Source organism: Nocardiopsis sp. CA-288880 (genome assembly GCF_050955985.1).
GTDB classification, from domain to species: domain Bacteria; phylum Actinomycetota; class Actinomycetes; order Streptosporangiales; family Streptosporangiaceae; genus Nocardiopsis; species Nocardiopsis tropica.
In genome coordinates this window covers 7,089,797-7,112,330 of the sequence record NZ_CP192105.1, presented here as the reverse complement: position 1 = coordinate 7,112,330, position 22,534 = coordinate 7,089,797, and the positions used below count along the sequence as shown (strand labels likewise).

At 73.4% G+C, this 22,534-nt stretch carries 18 protein-coding genes and 4 tRNA genes; 17 read left to right on the top strand and 5 right to left on the bottom strand.

The window, feature by feature from the left end:
• Positions 1 to 24: 24 nt before the first annotated feature.
• Positions 25 to 810 (bottom strand): class I SAM-dependent methyltransferase, encoded by a 786-nt coding sequence (locus ACQPYD_RS30700; RefSeq protein WP_433698838.1) that lies wholly within the window; start codon positions 808 to 810, stop codon positions 25 to 27.
• 188 nt (positions 811 to 998) lie between these two features.
• Here ACQPYD_RS30700 and ACQPYD_RS30695 point away from each other — a divergent pair, with 188 nt between their 5' ends.
• From ACQPYD_RS30695 to ACQPYD_RS30680, 4 genes are all read left to right on the top strand, one after another.
• Positions 999 to 1,385 carry a PPOX class F420-dependent oxidoreductase gene (locus ACQPYD_RS30695; RefSeq protein WP_355010632.1) on the top strand — a complete coding sequence of 129 codons (387 nt, stop codon included), beginning with the start codon at positions 999 to 1,001 and terminating at the stop codon, positions 1,383 to 1,385.
• A gap of 145 nt (positions 1,386 to 1,530) precedes the next feature.
• Positions 1,531 to 2,145 carry a TetR/AcrR family transcriptional regulator gene (locus ACQPYD_RS30690; protein ID WP_267947008.1) on the top strand — a complete coding sequence of 205 codons (615 nt, stop codon included), beginning with the start codon at positions 1,531 to 1,533 and terminating at the stop codon, positions 2,143 to 2,145.
• A 53-nt stretch (positions 2,146 to 2,198) separates the two neighbouring features.
• Positions 2,199 to 3,836 (top strand): MDR family MFS transporter, encoded by a 1,638-nt coding sequence (locus ACQPYD_RS30685; protein WP_433698836.1) that lies wholly within the window; start codon positions 2,199 to 2,201, stop codon positions 3,834 to 3,836.
• Positions 3,837 to 4,091: 255 nt separating this feature from the next.
• Complete coding sequence (locus tag ACQPYD_RS30680) at positions 4,092 to 4,352, top strand: PspC domain-containing protein (RefSeq protein WP_267947006.1); 261 nt, start codon at positions 4,092 to 4,094, stop codon at positions 4,350 to 4,352.
• A 177-nt stretch (positions 4,353 to 4,529) separates the two neighbouring features.
• Here ACQPYD_RS30680 and ACQPYD_RS30675 read toward each other — a convergent pair whose 3' ends face one another.
• Together ACQPYD_RS30675 and ACQPYD_RS30670 are read right to left on the bottom strand one after the other, a co-directional pair.
• Positions 4,530 to 5,855, bottom strand: coding sequence for an MFS transporter (locus tag ACQPYD_RS30675; RefSeq protein WP_433698835.1), 1,326 nt, complete (start codon positions 5,853 to 5,855; stop codon positions 4,530 to 4,532).
• Positions 5,856 to 6,187: 332 nt separating this feature from the next.
• Positions 6,188 to 6,538, bottom strand: coding sequence for a metallopeptidase family protein (locus ACQPYD_RS30670; RefSeq protein WP_267947004.1), 351 nt, complete (start codon positions 6,536 to 6,538; stop codon positions 6,188 to 6,190).
• Between the two features lie 107 nt (positions 6,539 to 6,645).
• Between ACQPYD_RS30670 and ACQPYD_RS30665 the strand changes: the two genes are divergently transcribed.
• From ACQPYD_RS30665 to ACQPYD_RS30635, 7 genes are all read left to right on the top strand, one after another.
• Positions 6,646 to 8,178, top strand: coding sequence for a metallophosphoesterase family protein (locus tag ACQPYD_RS30665; protein ID WP_433702179.1), 1,533 nt, complete (start codon positions 6,646 to 6,648; stop codon positions 8,176 to 8,178).
• A gap of 107 nt (positions 8,179 to 8,285) precedes the next feature.
• Positions 8,286 to 8,358, top strand: a tRNA-Glu gene (locus tag ACQPYD_RS30660).
• Positions 8,359 to 8,446: 88 nt separating this feature from the next.
• Positions 8,447 to 8,521: transfer RNA gene (locus ACQPYD_RS30655), tRNA-Asp, on the top strand.
• A 25-nt stretch (positions 8,522 to 8,546) separates the two neighbouring features.
• Positions 8,547 to 8,620: transfer RNA gene (locus ACQPYD_RS30650), tRNA-Phe, on the top strand.
• Between the two features lie 585 nt (positions 8,621 to 9,205).
• A complete protein-coding gene (locus ACQPYD_RS30645) occupies positions 9,206 to 10,012 on the top strand; it encodes a nucleotidyltransferase domain-containing protein (RefSeq protein ID WP_433698834.1) in 807 nt (268 codons plus the stop codon).
• A gap of 239 nt (positions 10,013 to 10,251) precedes the next feature.
• On the top strand, positions 10,252 to 11,049 hold the full coding sequence (locus ACQPYD_RS30640) for an alpha/beta fold hydrolase (protein ID WP_433698833.1): 798 nt from the start codon (positions 10,252 to 10,254) through the stop codon (positions 11,047 to 11,049).
• 196 nt (positions 11,050 to 11,245) lie between these two features.
• The gene (locus tag ACQPYD_RS30635; protein ID WP_433698832.1) at positions 11,246 to 11,800 is read left to right on the top strand and encodes a hypothetical protein; all 555 of its coding nucleotides are present in this window, start codon (positions 11,246 to 11,248) and stop codon (positions 11,798 to 11,800) included.
• A gap of 280 nt (positions 11,801 to 12,080) precedes the next feature.
• Here ACQPYD_RS30635 and ACQPYD_RS30630 read toward each other — a convergent pair whose 3' ends face one another.
• Positions 12,081 to 12,488, bottom strand: coding sequence for an RNA-binding S4 domain-containing protein (locus tag ACQPYD_RS30630; RefSeq protein ID WP_267946997.1), 408 nt, complete (start codon positions 12,486 to 12,488; stop codon positions 12,081 to 12,083).
• 107 nt (positions 12,489 to 12,595) lie between these two features.
• Between ACQPYD_RS30630 and ACQPYD_RS30625 the strand changes: the two genes are divergently transcribed.
• Both ACQPYD_RS30625 and ACQPYD_RS30620 read left to right on the top strand, forming a co-directional pair.
• Positions 12,596 to 12,670, top strand: a tRNA-Asp gene (locus ACQPYD_RS30625).
• A gap of 344 nt (positions 12,671 to 13,014) precedes the next feature.
• Positions 13,015 to 13,827: an rRNA methyltransferase gene (locus ACQPYD_RS30620; protein ID WP_433698831.1), complete on the top strand. Its 813-nt coding sequence runs from the start codon at positions 13,015 to 13,017 to the stop codon at positions 13,825 to 13,827.
• A gap of 180 nt (positions 13,828 to 14,007) precedes the next feature.
• Here ACQPYD_RS30620 and ACQPYD_RS30615 read toward each other — a convergent pair whose 3' ends face one another.
• Positions 14,008 to 15,204: an MFS transporter gene (locus ACQPYD_RS30615; protein ID WP_433698830.1), complete on the bottom strand. Its 1,197-nt coding sequence runs from the start codon at positions 15,202 to 15,204 to the stop codon at positions 14,008 to 14,010.
• 195 nt (positions 15,205 to 15,399) lie between these two features.
• On the opposite strand from ACQPYD_RS30615, the gene ACQPYD_RS30610 reads away from it, so the two are divergent.
• The 4 genes from ACQPYD_RS30610 to narI are packed head-to-tail and all read left to right on the top strand — an operon-like array spanning position 15,400 to position 22,512.
• Positions 15,400 to 19,080, top strand: coding sequence for a nitrate reductase subunit alpha (locus ACQPYD_RS30610; protein ID WP_433698829.1), 3,681 nt, complete (start codon positions 15,400 to 15,402; stop codon positions 19,078 to 19,080).
• Complete coding sequence (gene narH, locus ACQPYD_RS30605) at positions 19,080 to 20,888, top strand: nitrate reductase subunit beta (RefSeq protein ID WP_433698828.1); 1,809 nt, start codon at positions 19,080 to 19,082, stop codon at positions 20,886 to 20,888. The genes ACQPYD_RS30610 and narH overlap by 1 nt, the downstream gene beginning before the upstream one ends.
• Positions 20,885 to 21,763 (top strand): nitrate reductase molybdenum cofactor assembly chaperone, encoded by an 879-nt coding sequence (narJ, locus tag ACQPYD_RS30600; RefSeq protein WP_433698827.1) that lies wholly within the window; start codon positions 20,885 to 20,887, stop codon positions 21,761 to 21,763. The genes narH and narJ overlap by 4 nt, the downstream gene beginning before the upstream one ends.
• Positions 21,760 to 22,512: a respiratory nitrate reductase subunit gamma gene (gene narI / locus ACQPYD_RS30595; protein WP_433698826.1), complete on the top strand. Its 753-nt coding sequence runs from the start codon at positions 21,760 to 21,762 to the stop codon at positions 22,510 to 22,512. Before narJ ends, narI begins: the two co-directional genes overlap by 4 nt.
• The last annotated feature ends 22 nt before the right edge of the window (positions 22,513 to 22,534 follow it).

Below are 22,534 nucleotides of genomic sequence, written 5' to 3'. Positions count from 1 at the left end.
ACCCGGACCTGCCCGGGCGGGGACTCACCCGGCGGCGGCCGCCGACCGGTCGGCGGGCGACGGCGGCGCCTCGACGACGAAGAACAGGAAGCCGATCTGCGTGGACAGGGCGTGGAAGTCGTCGGGGAACAGCTCGCGGGCGGCCGGGTCGGGCTGCGGCTCGCTGATGACGGAGAGGCGGAAGCCGGCGGCGGTGAAGGCGTCGGTCATCGCGTGCAGCGGTCGGCGCCAGAACTTCAGCGCGACGGACCGCCCGCCGAACGAGAACTCGTCGGAATAGCTCGTGGTCGCCGAATAGTCGGGCCGGGGGTCCTGGATCGCGTAGTCCGCGAACGGGTGCTGCACCGAGGCGATCAGCCGGCCGCCCGGCCTGAGCACGCGCCGCATCTCGGCCAGCGTCGGCCCCCAGTCCTCGAGGTAGTGCAGTACCAGCGACGCGACCACGTCGTCGAACGCGCCGTCGTCGAACGGCAGGGGGTCGCCCAGGTCCGCCACGCGCAGGTCCACGCCGTCCCCGAGCCGCCGCCTGGCCAGCGCCAGCATCCCGGCGCTGGCGTCGACGCCGGTGACGACGGCGCCGCGGTCGCGCAGGGCGGCCGACAGGGGGCCCGCGCCGCAGCCGGCGTCCAGGATCCGGCGGCCGGCCACGTCTCCGGCGAGGGCCACCATCGCGGGCCGCTCGTAGTAGGCGTTCTGGAGGTTGTTCTCGTTCTCCGCCGCGTACGCCTCGGCGAAGCCGTCGTAGTCGTTCGCCCGGCCCGGAACATCGGGCCGGACGGGGCTCTCGGGGGTGCCGGTTCCTCGGTCCATGGCCGGAGCCTAGTGGTCCCCCGACCCGTCGGACAGGTCCCGTCCGCGGTCCGGCCGGGACCGGACACGGCCGCCGGGGGCGGGGCGCGGTCCCGCCGTCCCGGGCGCGTCGCCGCGCGCGGGACGGGCACTGTTGGTGTACTCGGACAGCCGGAAGACCGGCCGAGGACCGACGACCAAGGAGCGGCATGGCGTTCTCTGAGAAGCAGCAGGCGGTTCTGCGCAAGCCCGCGTTCGGGCACGTGGCCACACTCGGCCCCGAGGGGCAGCCCCAGTCGAGCCCGGTGTGGATCGACTGGGACGGCGAGTTCCTGAGGTTCAGCCAGACCACCACCCGGCAGAAGCTGCACAACCTCCGGCGCGACGGGCGGATCGCGGTGTCGGCCACCGACCCCGACGACCCCTACATGTACGTGGAGGTCCGCGGCGAGGTGGAGCGGATCGAGGAGGACACGGACAAGGCCTTCATCAACGAGATGTCCCAGAAGTACATGGGCACCCCGTACCCCTGGGACGACCCCTCCGAGAAACGTGTCATTGTCTACGTCCGGCCCGAACGCTTCGTGGGCCGGTAGGGCCGGTCGGCAGGACACGGGCGCGGCCCCGCTCCGGCGGGGGCGCGCGCTCCCCGACGCGTGCGGCGTCCGCGCCGCCAGGAGCACACTCGTTGAGAAATATTGCACGGTACGCAAGGGTTGGCCGTGTACGGGGAGGACCACCGTGGGACTTCGGGAACGGAAGAAGCAGGCGACCCGCCGCGCACTCCAGGAGGCGGGGATACGCCTCACCCTGGAACGCGGGCTGGAGAACGTGACGGTCGAGGAGATCGCCCTGGAGGCCGACGTCTCGACACGCACCTTCTTCAACTACTTCGCCACCAAGGAGGAGGCCCTCCTCGGCGACGTCCCCGCGACCCCCGACGAGCAGGTGCGGCAGGCGTTCGTCGACGGCGGCCCCACGGGGGACTTCGTCGAGGACCTCATCACCGTCCTGATCACGTTCCTGGTCAGCACCGAGGACCTCGCCACCCAGCGCGCGGACATGCTCCTGCGCAAGAAGCTCACCGAACGCGAGCCCCAGCTCGTGCGCGGGCTGCTCGCCCGCTTCCACAACGTGGAGGTGGAACTGGCCGGGGCCATCGCCGAGCGCACCGGCGCCGGCCCCGACGACGACCGGCCGCAGCTCCTCGCGGCGGCCGGCATGGCGGTGATGCGCCACACCATGAAGCGCCTCCACTACTCGGAGAGCGAGGAGCCCGCGGACGTCCGCGCCAAGATTCGCGAGGCGCTCCGCCACCTCGGCGAGGCCTTCGCGCCTCCGGCGCGCGAGGACTGAACTGCGGGGCGAGCCGTCCCTCCCAGGTCTCCCGAAGGCGAACGGAACCCTCTATGACCACCCCCGGACCCACCCGGCTGCGCTGGATCCTCCTGACGATCATCCTGACGATGCTGCTGGGCTCGCTCGACCAGACCATCGTCGCCACCGCCCTGCCCACGATCGTCGGCGAGCTCGACGGCCTGGAACGCCTCTCCTGGGTCGTCACCGCCTACATGCTCGCGGCCACGGTCGGCATGCCCGTCTACGGCAAGGCCGGGGACGTCTTCGGCCGCCGCCACGTGTACGTCTTCGCGATCGCGGTGTTCCTGCTGGGGTCTGTCCTGTCCGGCCTGGCCCAGGACATGACCCAGCTCATCGTCTTCCGCGCCGTGCAGGGCATCGGCGGGGGCGGGCTGATCATCAGCGCCCAGGCGATCATCGCCGACGTGGTCCCGCCCCGCGAGCGCGGCAAGTACATGGGGGTCATGGGCGCGGTGTTCGGCGTGTCCGCCATCGCGGGACCGCTGCTCGGCGGGTTCTTCACCGACCAGCTCGACTGGCGCTGGATCTTCTACATCAACCTGCCGCTCGGGGCGGTGGCGCTGGTCACGGCGCTGGCGGTGGTCCACCTGCCGCGGCCGACCGGCCCCCGGCCCCGCCTGGACCACGCGGGCACGGCACTGCTCGCGGCCACGAGCGTCTGCCTGGTGCTGGCGACGAGCTGGGCCGGGCACGCCTACGCCTGGCTCAGCCCGCAGATCATCGGCCTGGGCGCGGGCGCCCTCGTCTCGGGCCTGCTGTTCGTCCTCGTGGAACGGCGCGCGGCCGACCCCGTCATCCCGCTGCGCCTCTTCCGGGACCGGGATTTCGTCCTGACGGCGCTGGTGGGGATCACCGTCGGCATCGCCATGTTCTCGACGGTCGCCTACATGCCCACGTTCCTCCAGATGGTCGGCGGGGCGTCGGCCACCGAGTCCGGCCTGCTCATGCTCCCGATGGTGGCCGGGATGCTCACCAGCACCATCACCACCGGACGACTCATCTCCAGGACAGGCCGGTACAAGCACTGGCCGGTCATCGGCACCGCCCTGATCACGGTGGGCCTGGTCCTGCTGTCCCGCATGACCGCCGACACCCCCTACGCCTTCAACGGGACGGCGATGCTGGTCCTGGGGCTGGGCGTGGGCATGGTGATGCAGAACCTCGTGCTGATCGTCCAGAACACCGCCCCCCGCCGCGACCTGGGGGCCGCGACGTCGGCGAACAACTACTTCCGCCAGATCGGCGCCTCCTTCGGCATCGCCGTGTTCGGCTCGATCTTCGTGTCCCGCCTCGACCGGCGGATGGAGGGCGCGCCCGGCGGCGGCGTGGAGTTCGCGGGCGGGGAGGCCGGGATCAGCTCCATGACCCCCCAGCTGCTCCAGGGCCTTCCGGCGCCGCAGCGCGAGTTCGTCGTCGACGCTTTCGCGGGGGCGCTGCCGCCGATCTTCCTCTACGCGGTGCCCGTGGCCCTGGCCGGCTTCGTGCTCTCCTGGTTCATCTCGGAGAAGCCCCTGGGCACCAGCCTCCCCGGCCACGCCCCCGCGGAGTCGGGCGGGCGCGGGGCGGACGCCGGGGCCGGGGACGGCGGGGACACGGGCGCCGGGGAGCCCGGCACGCCCGGCCGGTCGGAGGGAACCGCCGAGGAGCTGTCCACCGGGAGGGAATGACCCCCGGGGAACGCCCGGGTCCTTCCCAGGGGCGACCGTGCCGCCCCCGGGGGCCGCGGTACGGGTCGGCCCGGCCCCGTTCGGGCCGAATGTGCCCCACGCCTCAGGAACGCCGTGGGACTCCGTCCCGTCGAACCCTTCACGGGGGTGTCCGGACGCCCCCGGCCGCCCCTCCAGGGGGGTCGGGGGGATGTCAGGGGAGGGCCAGGGCTGTCCCCGATGGGAATCGTCGTGGGGAGCGGGCATGGTGGATACATGAACGAGAACTACCAGAGCAAGCGGTTCCGGCGCAGCGGGACCGACCGCTACCTCGCAGGCGTCTGCGGCGGTATCGCCGAGTTCCTCAAGGTCGACTCGAACCTCGTCCGGCTGGTCCTCGTGGTACTGACCTTCTTCGGGTTCAGCGGTGTCTTCGTGTACATCCTGGCCTGGCTGGTCATGCCGGCCGCGAACGAGCAGCGCTCCATGCTGGAGCAGATCATCCGCAACTTCCAAGGAAAGCCGAGCGAGAACTGATGTGGACCCTCAGGGCACACCCGGGCTGGGAACGACGAGAGCTCCGCACCCCACGGGAGGAACGCGAGGCCGAGGAGGCCCGCGAACCCTCCGTGGAGAGCTGCGGAGAGCGCTAGGGCGCGTCCGGCCGGCGCCGGTCCCGCAGGGAGGGACGGGCGGCACCCGCCGGAGGACGCCCTAGGGCCGCTCGGTGGCGTCCATCCGCGCGATGGTCTCCCCCGAGAGCCGTGACCAGGGGATCGCCAGGAGCACGGCGAAGCCCACCCCGAGCACGCCGGCCGAGACGATGACGACGCCGGTGCCGAAGAACTCGGCGAAGAACCCGGCGATCAGGATGCCGACGCCCTGCGCGGCCTGGAGCCCGGACGCGACCAGCCCGAAGGCCAGTCCCCGGCCCTCCTTGGGCACGCACAGCACGAACGCCGCGTTGGCCACGAACTGGTAGGACCCCGCGACGCCGCACAGGGCGAGAGCGGTCACCATCAGCCACAGCGGCGGGTCGAACAGCCAGAGCAGCAGCGGTACCGACGTGAGGACGGCCAGGGGGCCGAGCAGGCGCATCCGGGTCGGCGGCGGGACCAGGCGGGTGAGGACGAACCCGCCGAGGAACGCGCCGATCGACGAGCCCGCCATGATGAACCCCGCGGCGGCGGCCCCCGCCCCGATCTCGGCGGCCATGGGGTTGGCCAGCCCGTAGGGGATCATGTAGAGGCCGGCGAGCCACGCGAGCAGCGCCAGTGTGCGCAGCCGCGGGTCGCCGAAGACGAGCTTGGCCCCGTCGCGCGTCATGGCCGCGAACCCGGGCCGCTCCTCCTTCTCCCCCCGGGGCGCCGGGCGGGCCTTCACCCCGATCAGCACGACCGTCGCGGACAGGACGAAGAGGATCCCGGTCGACATCACGGTGATGTTGGGTCCGACGTGCGCCACGATCACACCGCCGGCGACGAGCCCGGCGAGCATGCCGATCTGCGAGGTCAGTTGGATGATCGCGGTGCTCGCGACGTAGCGCTCGCCCTGGATGATCTCCGCCAGCATGGCCGCGCGGGCCGCCGCGAACGGGATCGACGGCAGCACCGAGCAGAACAGCAGGAGCCAGATCGCCCAGATCGGCATGCCGGGGATGCCGATGAGGACGATGACCGCGGCGCGGGCGAGGTCGCAGATGACCATCACCCTGCGCCTCGGGAAGAGGTCGGCGAGCCCCGCGATCAGGGGGCTGATGATCGGCGGCAGGAAGGTGAGGGCCAGGGTGACGCCGGCGGCGAGCGCGGAGCCCGTCACCTGGAAGACGAGGATGCTGGTCGCGATGTTCAGCAGGTTGGAGCCGATCATCGAGAGTGCGTGGGCGAGCCAGACGGCGCGGAACTCGCCGATCGCCATGACGTCGCGGTAGCTGCTCCGCCAGTCGTCCTTGCCCGGGCCGGCGGGGGTCGCGTTGTCGGGGGCGCTCGAAGACTCGTGGTCTCCGTTGTCAGGTGTGTTGTCGAGGCGCGGTTTGGCCACCCGGCACTCCCTTACTGTTACAGGGTTGAAATCACGCTGTGTCGTGTCTCAATAACCAACCGTTCCGGAAGGCGGGCTTCCTCGCAAGCCACTTGGGTAAATTCGTGTCTGATTCGTTGCTGCGGGTAATGGACGACGGGTGGATTCGGCAATCTCCCGGCCAAGTCGTGTACGGAACGTTTTTGCTGGTGACAATGTGTACACAGGCGATCCCCGTGGCGGTCCGGCGTGTCGGGCGCGGGCGACTCGTTCCCGGATGTGTACGCAGAGCATTGAAAATGGAACCCCGTACCGAAAAAAGCGGCCTGAGTTTCGGATTCCGGCGGCCCCGCTCAGCCCCACCCCAGTTCGGTCAGCCTGGCGTCGTCGATCCCGAAGTGGTGGGCGATCTCGTGCACCACTGTGACCAGGACTTCCTCCACCACCTGCTCGGGGGTCTCGCAGATCGCGCAGATGTTGCGACGGTAGATGAAGATCTGGTCCGGGAGCACGCCGAAGTAGGTGTCGCCGCGCTCGGTCAGCGGGATGCCCTCGTACAGGCCGAGCAGGCCGTCGGGGGACTCGTCCTCCACGCTGATCACCACGTTGTCCATCAACCGGGACAACTCGGTCGGGATCTCGTCCAGGGCGTCGGCGACCAGCTCCTCGAAGGCCCTGCGTGTCAGTTCCACCACGCCTGCCATTGTGCTGCCTGCCGATGGGGGAGGGAAGCGGCCCCCGAGCGGCATAACACTCTGGAAAGGGAGGAAATATTGGGATCGACCCCCGTCAGCGGCATGATGGTGGTGTGTTGTCTTGGGAAGCGATCCGCGGTCACGACTTCCGTGGGGCCCTCGCGCGGCTCCGCGTCGCCCTCGACCGGGTGCGCGCCGGGCGCGCGTGGCGGTGGGGGTGCGTCGTCGCCGCCGGGCTCGTCGGGGGGTGGCTCGGCCTTGCGCTGGGCGGACAGGTGGTCACCCCCATCGGCCCGGCCGACGTCACCCTGGGTCTGACCCCCCAGTGGCGCGGCGAGACCGTCGTCGACGTGGCCCCGCTGGGCCAGCTGGCCTTCGACACGCACAGCGCGCCCCTGAAGCTGGAGGCGACGATCTCCGACATCCGGCTGTCGGCCGCCCAGGAGATGTTCGCCGACCCGGAGGCCATCAACCGGATGGCCGCGGGCATCGGATCGGACCTGCGCGACGGCGTGGTCGCGCTGCTGGTCCGCGCGGTCCTCGCGGCGACCCTGGGCGCGGCCCTGATGGGCCTCCTGCTCTTCAGGAGCGCCGGGCGCGCCGCGGGCAGCGCGGCCGCGTCCCTCGCCGTCCTCGTGGCCTCGGGCGCCGCCGCCGCGGGCACCTTCAACCCCAGCGCCATCGCCGAGCCCCGCTACACCGGCCTCATCGCGGGGGCCCCGCAGGTGGTCGGCAGCGCAGAGGAGGTGGTGGGCCGCTTCAGCCAGTACCAGGAGCAGCTCGCGGGCCTGGTCGGCAACGTCGCGATGCTCTACGAGGCCACCTCGACCCTCCCCGTGTACGAGGAGGACGAGACGGTGATCCGGGTGCTGCACGTGTCCGACATCCAGCTCAACCCCGCGTCGTGGAGCATCATCCGCACCCTCCGGGAGCAGTACGGGGTGGACATGGTGGTCGACTCCGGGGACATCACCGACCGGGGCAGCGCCACCGAGGACGTGTTCGCCGACGAGATCGGCAAGCTCGACGTGCCGTACGTGTGGGTGCGCGGACAGCACGACTCCATGGGCACGCAGCGCGCGGTGGAGGCCCAGTCGAACAGCGTGGTCCTCGACGGCGCCGTCGAGGAGGTGGGCGGGCTCACCTTCTACGGCTCGGGGGACCCCCGGTTCTCCCCCGACGCGACCCGTCTCAACCCCGACGCCGCCGGGGTGGCCGCGCAGGGCGAGGAGGAGGCCGGCGAGGTCATCGGCTCCCGCGAGGACGTGGACGTGGTCCTCATGCACACGCGCACGCAGGCCGAGGCGTTCGACGGGGTGGCGCCCCTCGTGCTGACCGGCGGCGACCACCTGAGATCCACCGAGCTGACCGACCTCGGCACGAGGTTCCTCGTCCAGGGCTCCACCGGGGGCGCGGGACTGCGTGGCCTTGATCACGGTCCGGACCGGCCGACCCCCTACCAGGCGTCGGTGCTGTACTTCGACGCCGAGAGCGGACGCCTCCAGGCGCGCGACGACATCGACCTGGGCGGCATCGGCCTCACGTCGGCGCAGGTCGAACGGCACATCGAGGGCGAACCGGACCGCCCGGTCGGGGACCCCCCGCAGGCGCCGGAGACGGAGGGCGACGGGGACGGCCGCACACCGTAGCACCCGGGCCCGGATCGGCGTTCCCGCAGGTGGCGGACGTCTGGCCCGGGTGGGGGAATCGCTTTGGTGTTGGTGGGAATCTCCCCTATGCTTGACCTGTCACAGGGGCCCCCATCGTCTAGCGGCCTAGGACGCCGCCCTTTCAAGGCGGTAGCGCGGGTTCGAATCCCGTTGGGGGTACGACGCGGTTCGAGCACTGCCGGACGTCTGGCAGAATAAGAACCGCAACAACGCGCCGGGGCACGTACCGGGCGCGACAACAGAACAAGGTCCTGTGGAGCAGTTAGGAGTGCTCGCCACCCTGTCAAGGTGGAGGCCGCGGGTTCAAATCCCGTCAGGACCGCCGTCGCCGAGCGATCGGCGAGTGCGGCTAGGTAGCTCAGTTGGTACGAGCGTCCGCCTGAAAAGCGGAAGGTCGGCGGTTCGACCCCGCCCCTAGCCACTTCCAGCAGACATGCGAAAAGGCCCCGTCACCTGCGTATACAGGTGACGGGGCCTTTTGGTGTGTCGGTGCCCTCCCTGATCCGCCCCACCGCCGGTCGTCGGCGGGCCGTGTCGCTCGCCACACGGGGCGGACCCCGGAGCGAGCAGGCGCAGGTCACAGGGTCCCGGAACCGCGCTCCCCTGCCGGCCGGTGACCGTTCCCCCTCCACCGCTGTTGACCGTGCCCCGACGGCATGGTCTGCAATGGCAGGCACCGGCACGGGAGGCACCAGCATGGCAGGCACCGGCACGGGAGGCACCGTGCCGGAGCGAGGAAGACGAGGAACCCGCACCATGACGGCCACCCGGCCCGACACCCGGTCTCGGAGCGGGCCCTGGCGCCGGCCCGCGGCCGGACACGCGGGCTGACGGATCCGTCCCCGGCGGCCCGCCGCCGTGGGGGCCGGGCCCGGCAGTGGGCCGGCCGTCGGCGCAGGCCGCCGACCGGCACGGGCCGGGTCCCGGCAGGGGCCGTGCGCGGGGCGCGCCTGTGGCGCCGGGGAAAGCGGTCGCGGCGTCCGACCGGATACGGCACAGTGCGTCCATGGACGACGGGCGGGGACTGGACACGGACGGCGCGATCGCGCGCGAGGGCTCGCTCGCGCGGGTCGGGCCGGCCTTCGCGCCCGTGGTGGAGGCCGCCCGCGCCCGGATCGCCGGTGCGTTCGGCGACGCGCTGCACAGCGCCTACCTCTACGGAAGCGTCCCCCGGGGCACCGCGGTCCCCGGGACCTCCGACCTCGACCTGCAACTGGTGTTCCGCGACGCCGTGACCGGGGCGCAGCGGGAGGCGGCCGGGGAGATGGAGGTCGACCTCGACGCCGCCTTCGGCGAGGTCGACGGGGTGGGCGTTCTGCTGGGGTCGGTCCGCGACGCGCTCAGCGAGCTCGAACGGCACGACTTCGGCTTCTTCGTCGCCTGCCTGTGCACGCCCCTGCTCGGCGAGGACCTCGCGGACCGGCTGCCGCGCTACCGCCCCACGTCCCTGCTGGCGCGCGAGACCAACGGGGACCTGCACCTGGTGCTGCCCCGCTGGCGGGAGCGCGCCGGACGGGCGGAGACCGCGGCCGAGCGGGCGGGGCTCGGACGCGGCGTCGGCCGCCGCCTGGTCCGCACCGGCTTCACCCTGGTCATGCCCCTCTGGGGCGGCTGGACCAGCGACCTCGACGAGTCCGCGGAGATCTTCGGCCGCTACCGTCCCGACCGCCTCGGGCAGATGCGGGCCGCGGTCGCGGAGGGCCGTGCCCCCACGGGCGACCCGGAGGTGCTGGAGGAGCTGATCGAGGACCTGGGCCCCTGGCTCGCGGCCGAGTACCGGGCGGTCCACGGGGAGAAGGCGCCCCGCCCCTGAGCGGCGGGCGGCGACCGCGACCCGGAGCGTTTCCCGCGCCTCCCGGGGCCCGCCCCCGAGCGGCGGGTGCCGACCCGTCCCGCCCCCCGGGAGGGCGCCACGGCGGAGGAGGCCCGGCGCGCGAGCGCCCGCGGCGGGGAGAGCGCCGAACGCGGCGTCCCGCGGTCCGGGGGCGGGGTCGCGCGGGTCCCCGGCCCCCGGGTGACACGTGACACGGCCCCCGCGCACGTCATCGGGTAGTGTCCGGACCCGTGAGCCATGTGACCGCGGCGGACGGAACCCGCATCTGGTACGACACCCTCGGTGAGGGCGACCCCCTCCTGCTCCTCAACGGGCAGTCCCTCGACCACGGGATGTGGGAGGGCGTCCGCGCCGGGCTGGCGGCCGGGCACCGGGTCGTCCGGGTGGACTTCCGGGGCACCGGCGGCAGCGACGCGCCCCTGGGCGAGCCCTACACCTTGGAGCTGTTCGCCGAGGACGCCCTGGCCGTCCTGGACGCCCTGGAGATCCCGAGGGCGCACGTCTACGGGTTCTCCATGGGCGGCAAGGTCGCCCAGGTGTTCGCGTCCGCGGCGCCGGACCGCGTCGGCGCGCTCGTCCTGGGCTCCACCGGCCCGGGCGGGGCCAACGAGGTGGAGCGCCCGGCTTCGGCCACCCTGGCACTGCGCCGGGCCAACACCGCGGCCGGGCGGGACGCGATCGCCGAGCTGTTCTACTCGCCCGCGTGGGCGTCCGCCCGTCCCGACGCCGTCACCGGCATCCTCCCGCACGGCCCCCTGCGCGCCCAGCGCCTGCACTTCGGCGCGAGCACCGGCTACGACGGCTGGGACCTGCTGCCGGGCATCCATGCGCCGACCCTCGTCGTGCACGGCGAGGACGACGAGCTGACCCCGGTCGGCAACGCCGCCCTCCTGGCCGGGCGGATCCCCGGCGCGCGCCTGCTGGTGCTGCCGGGGATGCGCCACGGCTACCTGCACGAGGACGGGCCGAAGGCCACCCGCGAGGTCCTCGACTTCCTGGCGGGCCACCCCCTCTAGCCGGAACGCCCGCCGCGCCACGGCTGTGCCCCCCGCCGCCGGACGCTCCCGTCCGCCGGCCGGCAGGGACCCGTGCCGCGGTGTCCGCCGCCGGTCCCGCCGGTCCCGCGGGTCCGACCCGGGCCCCGCCCCGCCTTCCCCGCACCACCCCCCACCTCCCCCGCCCCCACCCGACCCCACCCCAGGAGGACCATCCATGCCGGACGACGCCGGGAAGCCCTCGGAGACGGAACAGCTGAGGAGGCGCCTGACCCGGTTGGAGATCAGGGCGCGGGAGTCCTCCGCCGCGGAGTCCAGGGCGCGGACGGCCGCGGCGGGATCCGCGGCCGGGGCCGTCGCCCTGTTCCTCTCGCTGTCCCTGCCCTGGGCCCGGGAGGAGGTCCCGTACGCGTACGACATCAGCGACGAGGGCGTCCCCAACATGTACGGGGTGCGCGCGTCCGCCACGGGATGGGACGTGCTGGCGGCGTCCTTCGAGGACGAGCGCCTGCTCCTCGCCGCGGCCTTCACGGTCCTCCTCGTGCTCCTGGCGGTCGCGGTGTGCGCGATCGTGACCTGGTCGAGGGTCCTCTTCGTGACGGTTCAGGTCCTCGCGGCGGCGGCCCCGCTGCTGTTCCTGTTCTCCTGGCCCCGGAACAGCGGCGATCTGGCCGCTGGTCCGGGGCTGGCGGCGGCGGTGTTCGCCTGCGCGGTACTCGTGCTGTCCGCGCGCCTGGCCGCGCACAAGGACTCGCGGTCCCCGGACCGCTGAGGGCCGTCGGGCCGTCCCGGGGCTCCCCGCCGACTCTGCTGCGGGGCCGGGGGGAACCGGTCCCGCCGGTCGCCCCCGCCGCCGCGGTCCCGCCGAGGGTCAGGCGAGGGCCGACCGCAGGGAGCGGACCGGGTCCGCCGCGGCGTGCTCCATCGCGAAGACCCCGGCGGCGGGGCCGCGCCCGCCCGGTGGCGGCGCGGCGCCCGGCGGTTGTCGGGGGCGCGGACGCCGGTCCCGCGGCCCGACGCGAGGGGTTCCGGCGGTACGGGCGGGCCGTCCGTCAGACGGGCGGGGGGAAGTCGGTGCGGAGCCGGTCCAGGACGCGCCGGTCGCGCTTGGTCGGGCGTCCGGCCCCCCGGTCCCGGCGGATGACCGGCAGGTTCGCCTCGGGCGGGGCCTCGGGGGTGTTGTCGGCGTAGCAGCGGACGGCGACCGGGGCGCTGACGCGCTTCTCGATGACGTGGCCGACCTCCACGATCCGCGTGGTCCCGTGCAGGCGGACCCGCACCTCGTCGCCGGGCTTGACCGGGGAGGCCGGCTTGGCCGGGCGGTCGTTGACGCGCACGTGCCCGCCCCGGCAGGCCTGCGCCGCGTCGGCGCGGGTCTTGACCAGGCGTACGGCCCACAGCCAGCGGTCGACCCGGGTGCTGTCCGGTCCTGGCGGCAGGGGGGCCGGTGACTCGTTCACGCCGGGTCCTCTCGGGGTCGTCGGGGTGGTGGAAGGGATGCCTGCCACTCTAGGCGGGCGCCGGTACGAAGTACTCCGAAACCGCGCTAGAGTTGTACCAGCAACGAGGTCCTGTGGAGCAGTTAGGAGTGCTCGCCACCCTGTCAAGGTGGAGGCCGCGGGTTCAAATCCCGTCAGGACCGCATGAGAAGGCCCGGTGTCCCAGGACGCCGGGCCTTCGGCGTTCCCGGGGCCCCGGGCGGCGTCGGGCGGTCCGGTCCTCCGGGGGCCGCGCCCGGCCCCGGGGAGCGGCCGGGGCGCGCCGCCCGCCGTGTTCCGCCGTGCTCGGAGAACATGGGGAGGCGCACGCCGGGTCGCGCACGGCGCCGTGCCCGGTCCTCGGGGCCGGCCGCGCCGCCGGGGCGGCGGTTCCGTCCGCCGCGCGCGGGTTGAGCGCGGTGGAGGCCGGGGAGACCGGTGCGGGGCCTCCCGCGGGCGACCGCGGCCGGGGCGCCGACGAAGCAGGACACGGAAGGGCAGGGGCACTGTGAGCTACCGGTACGCCGTCGAGCGGACCGACCACTCGGCTCTGGCGAGCGGGCAGGTGCTGCGGTCCGCGCCCGGTTTCCCGGGCTTCCCGGTGCGGCTGGCGAGCGAGCTGTTCCAGCGGGCGATGGTGCACACCAAGGAGGAGCGCGTGCGCCTCTGGGACCCCTGCTGCGGCAGCGGCTACCTGGTCACGGTCCTGGGCTTCCTGCACCGCGAACGGCTCACGCGCGTCCGCGCGGGCGACGTGGACCCGGACGCCGTCGCCCTGGCGGCCCGCAACCTCCGGCTGCTCTCCGCCGAGGGGCTGGCCGAGCGCGAGGACGAGCTCCGGCGCTCCGCCCGCGACTTCGGCCGCCCGGAGTTCGTCGAGCGCGCCGAGGCCACCCGCGACCTCGCCGCGGGGCTGTCCGCCATGGGCGGCGACCTGCTCCACGAGGCGGTCGTCGAGGACGTGTTCTCCCTGCGGGAGCCGGTGGGGGCCGACCTGGTGGTGACCGACGTGCCCTACGGCGAGATGACCTCCTGGGCGGGGGCCGTCCCGGAGGACGGGGGCCCCGGGGCCGCCGGGCACGGGGGCGGTACCGGGCAGGCGCCGTCCGACCGTCGCGAGGGCGGCGGAGCCGCCGGGGGAGGGGCGCCGCTGCGGGCGATGCTGGCCTCCCTGGGGCGGGTGCTGCCCGAGCACGCCGTCGTGGTGGTGACCGCGCGGACGAGGCGGGTCGCCCTGCCGGAGGGCGTCAGGGCCCTGGAGCGCGTGAAGGTGGGCAACCGCGCCGCCGCCCTCGTCCGCGCCCGGGACATCGCCCCCTGACGGCCGTGGCGGGCCCCGTCCGCCCGCCGCCCCTCCGGGCCCCGTCCGTGCGCCTCCGGTGGGTCCTTTGACCGCTGCCCCTCCGGGAGGCGTCGCGGCGTGTCCGCCTGACCCCGGGCCGGACCGGCCCCGGGTCCGTGACCGTCCGCGCGGACCGAGCGCCGGGGCTCCGGCCCGGGGTCAGGCGGACACGCCGCGGAAGGCCCGCGAGGTGTACAGGGCCACCGCCAGCGAGACCGCCGCCAGCAGCACGAAGCCCAGCGTGTAGGCGCCCGTCGCCTGGTAGACGACCCCCATCAGCAGCGGCGGGAAGTAGCCGCCCAGACCCCCGGCCGCGCCCACGAGCCCGGTCACGGTACCGACCCTGGACGGGTCGACCAGCTTCGCGACCAGAGCGAACACGGCGCCCGTGCCCAGGCCCAGCGACAGCGCGATCAGCACGAAGGCCGCACCCGCCGGGAACTCCGCGGGCGGGTGCAGGGCCAGCACGACCGCGAACACGCACGTGCCGAGGAACGACGCAAGGCACACCCGCACAGGGCCGAGCCGGTCCGACAGGATGCCGCCGACCGGCCGGGCGATCACGGCGGCGACCGCGAAACCGGCGGTGCGCACCCCGGCATCGGTCTGCGCGTAGTCGTACGCCATCGTCAGCAGGGTCGGCAGATAGGTGGAGAAGGCCACGAACCCGCCGAAGGCGACCGCGTACAGCAGGGACGCCTGCCACGTCGCCTTGAGCCTGAGCGCGTCGCGCATCCCCGGCAGGGCCGGCTCAGTGCGGGGCGTCCACGCGGGGGAGTTCCGGCTGAACACCCACATCACCGCGCCCATGGCCGCCAGGGCCGCGCACATCAGCAGGTGGGTGGTGAGCACCCCCGTCGCCTCGACGAGCAGGGGGGTGAGGAACGACGACAGGGCGGTGCCGCCCATGCCCGCCCCGAACACGCCCGTGGCGAAACCGCGCCGCCCGGCCCTGTACCAGGCGTTCACGAACGGGATCCCGACGGCGAACGACGTGCCCGCGATGCCCAGGAAGAAGCCCCAGACCAGCAGCATCGCGTAGGACCCCGACGACACGCCCACGAGGAAGGTCGGCACGATGCTCACGAAGCAGATGACCGTGAACATCAGCCGCCCGCCGTAGCGGTCGGTCAGCGAGCCGACCGGGATGCGGCCCAGGGAGCCCACGAGCACCGGGAACGCCACGAGGAGCGAGGTCTGCGAGGGCGACAGGTCCAGCTCCTGCGTGTAGGTCCGCGACAGCGGTCCGACGAGGTTCCAGGCCCAGAAGGTCAGCGCGAACGCCGCCGTGGCCAGGGCGAGGTTGGCGCCCGCCGTTCCCGAGCGGGTGTCCCGCTCCCCGACTTCCGCTCCCATGGCGGTCCCCCACGTCCTGTCGATCCGGCCGGCGGTGTCCCTTTCGGAGGTGATTGTCACCCCTTCCGGTGTGGGATACGTGACTTCCGCGCCGAAGGAGGCATATTCATTAACGGAATGTGATGGGCACCGGAGACCGGAACCGCGTGGAAATGCAATTCTCGGCAATACGCTGTTAAACGAGGTGGCTCCCGTATGGCGGAAAAGGGCAAAGGCGGAGGCGCGGGGGAGGCCCTTCTCCGGTTGGGCGGCCACTTGAGCCGGGCGGAGCAGCTGGACGGCGTCCGGGCGCAGGTCAGGCACGGCGGCCGGGAAGGCGACGTCTTCTACAGGGACCGCTGGAGCCACGACAGGGTCGTGCGTTCCACCCACGGCGTGAACTGCACCGGTTCGTGTTCCTGGGACGTGTACGTGAAGGACGGGATCATCACCTGGGAGACGCAGGCCACGGATTATCCCTCCGTCGGCCCGGACCGTCCCGAATACGAGCCGCGGGGCTGCCCCCGCGGCGCGGCCTTCTCCTGGTACACCTATTCTCCGACCCGCGTCCGCTACCCGTACGCGCGCGGCGTCCTCGTGGAGATGTACCGGGAGGCGCGCGGACGCCTGGGCGACCCCGTGGCGGCCTGGGAGGAGATCACCGCCGACCCGGTCAGGCGCCGCCGCTACCAGCGGGCGCGCGGCAAGGGCGGCCTGGTGCGCGTCACGTGGGACGAGGCGCTGGAGATCGCCGCCGCCTCCCACGTGTCCACCATCAAGAGGTACGGTCCGGACCGCGTGGCCGGGTTCTCCCCGATCCCCGCGATGTCGATGGTCTCGCACGGGGTGGGCGCCCGCTTCGTGAACCTCCTCGGCGGCTCCATGCTGTCGTTCTACGACTGGTACGCCGACCTGCCGGTGGCCTCGCCCCAGGTGTTCGGCGACCAGACCGACGTCCCCGAGTCCGGCGACTGGTGGGACGCCGCCTACCTGGTGCTGTGGGGCTCCAACGTCCCGGTCACCCGCACCCCCGACGCGCACTGGATGGCCGAGGCCCGCTACCGGGGCCAGAAGGTCGTCGTGGTCTCCCCCGACTACAGCGACGCCACCAAGTTCGCGGACGAGTGGCTGGCCCCCCACCCGGGCACCGACGGGGCACTGGCCATGGCCATGGGCCACGTCATCCTCAAGGAGCGGTTCGTCGACCGGACCACGCCCCGGTTCGAGGACTACGTCCGCCGGTACACCGACCTGCCGTTCGTGGTCTCGCTGGACAGCCGCGACGGCCGCCTGGTGCCCGGCAAGTTCCTCACCGCCGCCGACCTCGGTCCCGGCGGAGGGGAGAACGCCGACTGGAAGCCGGTGATCTGGGCGGAGGGGGAGGACGCGCCGGCCGCTCCCCACGGCACCGTCGGCGACCGGTGGGGCGAGGAGGGCCTGGGCAGGTGGAACCTCGACCTGGAGGGCCGCACGCCCGCCCTCAGCTTCTACGAGGTGGGCGGCGAGGCGGCCGAGATCGCCCTGACCCGCTTCGACACCCCCACCGGCGCCGCCGGGGTCGCCACCCGGGGCGTCCCGGTCCGCAGGGTGGGCGACCGCCTCGTCACCACGGTCTTCGACCTGCTCCTCGCCCAGTACGGGGTCTACCGCGACGGCCTGCCCGGCGTCTGGCCGACCGGCTACGACGACCCGGGCGAGTGCTGCACCCCCGCCTGGCAGGAGGCGGTCACGGGGGTGCCGGCCGACCGGGCGGCCCGCATCGCCCGCGAGTTCGCTGACACCGCCGAGGCCTCCGGCGGCCGGGCCATGATCATCCTCGGCGCGGGCACGAACCAGTGGTTCCACGGGGAGAACGCCTACCGCGCCTTCCTGTCCCTGCTCCTGCTCACCGGCTGCCAGGGGGTCAACGGCGGCGGCTGGGCGCACTACGTGGGCCAGGAGAAGTGCCGCACCGCCACCGGCTGGGCGGCCTACGCCTCCGGCATGGACTGGTCGAGGCCGCCGCGCTTCATGGCCGGGACGGCGTACTGGTACATCCACACCGACCAGTGGCGCTACGACACGTACCGCGCCGACGCCCTGGCCTCGCCGCTGGGGCCGGGGCGCGTGCGCGGCATGCACACCGCCGACCTGGTGGCCTCCTCGGCACGGATGGGCTGGATGCCGTCCTACCCCACGTTCAACCGCAACCCGGTCGACCTGGGCCGTGAGGCCGACGAGCTCGGCCAGGACCCCGGCGAGTACGTCGCCGGCCAGCTGGCCGACGGCACCCTGCGCTTCGCCGCGGAGGACCCGGACGACCCGGCCAACTGGCCCAGGACGCTCACCGTCTGGCGGTCCAACCTGTTCGGCTCCTCCGCCAAGGGCAACGAGTACTTCCTCAAGCACCTGCTCGGCACGCACTCCAACCTCCGGGCGCGGCCCGCCGGCCCGGACGACCGGCCGCGCGACGTCAGCTGGCGCGAGGAGGCCCCGGAGGGCAAGCTCGACCTGCTGCTGTCGATGGACTTCCGCATGACCAGCACGACGCTGCTGTCCGACATCGTCCTGCCCGCCGCCACCTGGTACGAGAAGCACGACCTGTCCACCACGGACATGCACCCGTTCGTGCACGCGTTCAACCCGGCGATCGACCCGCCGTGGGAGACCCGCACGGACTTCGACGCCTTCCACGCGCTGGCGCGGGCCTTCAGCGCCCTGGCCGCCGACCACCTGGGCGAGGTCACCGACCTGGTGGCGGTGCCCCACCAGCACGACACCCCCGGAGAGCTGGCCCAGCCGCACGGGGTCCCGGTGGACTGGAAGGCGGACGGTGAGCGGCCGGTCCCCGGCCGGACCATGCCCGCCGTCGTGGCCGTGCGCCGCGACTACTCGGCGGTCGCGCAGAAGATGGCGGCCCTGGGACCCCTGACCGAGTCGGCGGGGCTCCCGGTCAAGGGCGTCTCCTTCACCCCCGACAAGGAGGTGGAGTGGCTGCGCGAACGCAACGGCGCCGTCCGCGGGGGCGTCGCCGACGGGCGGCCCTCCCTCGACACCGACGTCAAGGCCTGCGAGGCGATCCTCGCCCTGTCGGGCACCAGCAACGGCCGACTGGCGGCCCAGGGCTTCGAGCGGCTGGCGGCCCGCACCGGCACCGACATGGGCGAGCTGGCAGCCCACTCCGCCGAGCGCCGCGTGGTCTTCGACGACGCCCGCCGGGGCCCCACCCCGGTGGGCACCAGCCCCGAGTGGTCGGGCAAGGAGGCGGCCGACCGCCGCTACTCGCCGTTCACGATCAACGTCGAGCACGACAAGCCCTGGCACACCCTGACCGGGCGCCAGCACTTCTACCTGGACCACGACTGGATGCACGAGTTCGGCGAGGCGCTCCCGGTGTACCGCCCGCCGCTCGACATCAGCCGCCTGTTCGGCGAGCCCCGCATCGGCCCGAACGGGCGGCGCGAGGTCACCGTCCGCTACCTGACCCCGCACTCGAAGTGGTCCATCCACTCCGAGTACCAGGACAACCTGCTCATGCAGACCCTGTCGCGGGGCGGCCCGACCATCTGGATGAGCGTGGAGGACGCGGCGGTCATCGAGGCCGCCGACAACGACTGGGTGGAGGCGGTCAACCGCAACGGCGTGGTCGCCGCCCGCCTGGTGGTCTCGCACCGGATGCCCGTCGGCACCGTGTACATGCACCACGCCCAGGAGCGCACCATCGACGTCCCGAAGACGGAGACGACGGGGAGGCGCGGCGGCATCCACAACTCGCTCACCCGCCTGCTGGTCAAGCCGACGCACCTCATCGGCGGCTACGCCCAGCTGTCCTACGCGTTCAACTACCTCGGCCCCACCGGAAACCAGCGCGACGAGATCACCGTCGTGCGCAAGCGGACCACGGAGGTGCGGTACTGATGGCACGCCGGAAGGACACGAACCGCGGGCAGGGGACGGCGGCCGACGGCGCCCGGGGGGAGCGGGCCGTCGGCCGGGTCATGGCCCAGGTCGCCATGGTCATGAACCTCGACAAGTGCATCGGCTGCCACACCTGCTCGGTCACGTGCAAGCAGGCGTGGACCAACCGCAGCGGGGTCGAGTACGCCTGGTTCAACAACGTCGAGACCCGCCCCGGCCAGGGCTACCCGCGCACCTACCAGGACCAGGACAGGTGGAAGGGCGGCTGGGTGCGCAAGGCCGGGGGCCGCCTGGTGCCGCGCGCCGGGGGGCGCATCAAGCGGCTCGCGACGATCTTCGCGAATCCCGTGATGCCGTCGATCCAGGACTACTACGAGCCGTGGACGTACGACTACGACACCCTCCTCAACGCGCCCCTGGGGGACGACTTCCCGGTGGCCTCGCCCCGCTCCGCGCTCACCGGCGAGCCGATGCAGGTCACCTGGAGCGCCAACTGGGACGACGACCTCGGGGGCGGGCCGGAGCTGGCCCGGCACGACCCGATCGTGCGCAAGCTCGGCGACAGGGTGAAGTTCTCCTTCGAGGAGACCTTCATGTTCTACCTGCCGCGCATCTGCGAGCACTGCCTCAACCCGACGTGCGTGGCGTCCTGCCCGAGCGGGGCCCTGTACAAGCGGGCCGAGGACGGCATCGTGCTCGTCGACCAGGACCGCTGCCGGGGCTGGCGCATGTGCGTCACCGGCTGCCCGTACAAGAAGATCTACTTCAACCACAAGACCGGCAAGGCCGAGAAGTGCACGTTCTGCTATCCGCGCGTGGAGGTGGGCATGCCCACCATCTGCTCGGAGACGTGCGTGGGCAGGCTCCGCTACCTCGGCGTCATCCTCTACGACGCGGAGCGGGTGGGCGACGCGGCGGCCGTCGAGGACGAGAAGGAGCTGTACCGCGCTCAGCTGGACGTGTTCCTCGACCCCGCGGACCCGGCCGTGCGCGCCGCCGCGCGCAGGGACGGCATCCCCGACCGCTGGGTGGAGTCCGCCGCCCGCTCACCGGTGTACGCGCTGGCCAAGCGCTTCCGGGTGGCGCTGCCGCTGCACCCGGAGTACCGGACGATGCCGATGGTCTGGTACGTCCCGCCGCTGTCGCCCGTGGTGGACTCCCTCACCTCCACCGGGCACGACGGGGAGGACTCCGGCAACCTGTTCGGCGCCATCGACACCCTGCGCATCCCGGTCGAGTACCTGGCCGAGCTGTTCACGGCGGGGGACACCGAGCCCGTCGACCTGGTCCTGCGCCGCCTCGCCGCCATGCGCTCCTACATGCGCCGGATCAACCTCGGGCAGGAGCGCGACGAGGACATCGCCGGGGCCGTCGGCATGACCGGCGCCGAGATCGAGGACATGTACCGGCTCCTCGCCCTCGCCAAGTACGACGACCGCTACGTCGTCCCCACCGCCTACGGGGTGGACGAGGCCGACCGAGGGGTCATCGAGGAGGTCGGGTGCGGCCTCGACTTCGAGGGAGGGCCCGGGATGGGCGGCATGGGGGCCGTCCCGTTCGGCGAGGCGTCCGGCCGTCCGGACGCCGCGTCCGTGGAGACCTTCCACGCCCTGCGGGACCGCCAGACCGGCGGGGCCGCGCAGGGGGAGGGGCGGGTCCCCACGGAGGGGCGCGTCAACCTCCTCAACTGGGACGGCAACGGCCGTCCCGACGGACTCTTCCCGCCCCGGCCGGGCGGGGACGGCAACGGCACCGACGGCGGTGGCGGGGGCGGGGCCTCCGCGCCGCGTGAGGGGGGTCAGTCATGAGCACCACCACCGACGGGGCGGACGGGCACACGGGCGGCGCGGCCGGGGAGGACCGGGCCGCGTCCGTCGCGGGGGCGGGCGCCCCCGAGGTCCCGGCGCAGCGGGGGCCGGGCTGGCTCGGCGCGGGCCGGTCCGCCCGGCGCTCCCACCGGATCGCGGTCACCCACCAGGCCGCGTCCGTCCTCCTGGCCTATCCGGACCAGGCCTTCTTCGAGCGCCTGCCGCTGGTCGCGCGCGCGGTCGCGGAGCTGCCCAGGGGCACCGTGCGCACCGAGCTCCAGGAGTTCTGCGAACACGCAGCCAGCACACCCGAGCTGGAACTGTGCCGGCACTACGTCGACGTGTTCGACCTGCGCCGGCGCCGGGCCCTGCACATGACCTACTACACCGACGGCGACACCCGGCGGCGCGGGCACGCGCTCGCCGAGATCAAGCGGGTCTACGCCGAGTCGGGGTGGTCGGTGACCGCGGGGGAGCTGCCCGACCACCTGGCGGTCGTCCTGGAGTTCGCGGCCAGGGGGGACGCCGCCCGGGGCGGGGCGCTGCTGCTGCGCTTCCGCCCGGGCCTGGACCTGCTGTGGGAGGCGCTGCGCGCCCACGGGACCCCGTACGCGCGGGTCGTCGACGCCGTCCGCATGACCCTGCCGCCGCAGCGGCGGGACGACCGGGAGGCGGTGCGGCGGCTCGCCGCCGAGGGGCCTCCGGCGGAGGACGTGGGCCTGGAGCCGTACGGTGTCCGGGCCCCGCTGCCGGTGACCGACGTCTCCGGCCGGGGCACCGGGGGGACTGCGGGCGGTGTGCCGCCGGCGCCGGGCGTGCCCGCGCCGCGGGCGCCGGGGTCCGCCTGCGGCTGCGGCGACGGGGGCCGGGCGTGAACGGCTTCGGGCCGCTCGACCTGGCCCTGTGGGGCATCCTGCCCTACATGGTGCTCGTGACCGTGGTGGGCGGGCTGGTCTGGCGGCACCGGTACGACCGGTTCGGCTGGACCACCCGCTCGTCCGAGCTGTACGAGTCCCGGCTGCTGCGCATCGGCAGCCCGCTGTTCCACGCAGGCCTGCTCTTCGTCGTCCTCGGCCACGTGGTGGGGCTCCTGGTGCCCGAGGGGTGGACCCGGGCGCTCGGGGTGTCCGACGCCCTCTACCACGTCACCGCGCTGAGCCTGGGCCTGGTCGCGGGGGTGTGCACGCTCGGCGGGATCACCCTGCTGATCTGGCGGCGGCGCACCACGGGCCCGGTCTTCAGCGCCACCACCCGCAACGACAAGCTCATGTACCTCGTGCTGGTCCTGGCCGTCCTCACGGGGCTGGGCATGACCACGTACTTCGCCGGGGTCGAGCTGGCGGGCGGGCACACCCAGGACTACCGGCGGACGGTGTCCCCGTGGTTCCGCTCGATCTGGATCCTGCGGCCGGACGTCGCGGCGATGGCCGCCGCCGAGGCCCCGTACAAGCTGCACGCGCTGACGGGCCTGGCGCTGTTCGCGCTGCTGCCGTTCACGCGGCTGGTGCACGCGTTCAGCGCGCCGGTCGGCTACCTGTTCCGCCCCTACGTCGTCTACCGCACGCGGGACCGGCACACGGCAGGCGCCGGCCGGTCCGAGCGGTCCACACGCCGGGGCTGGTGAGCCCCGCACGGCCGGGGACCGG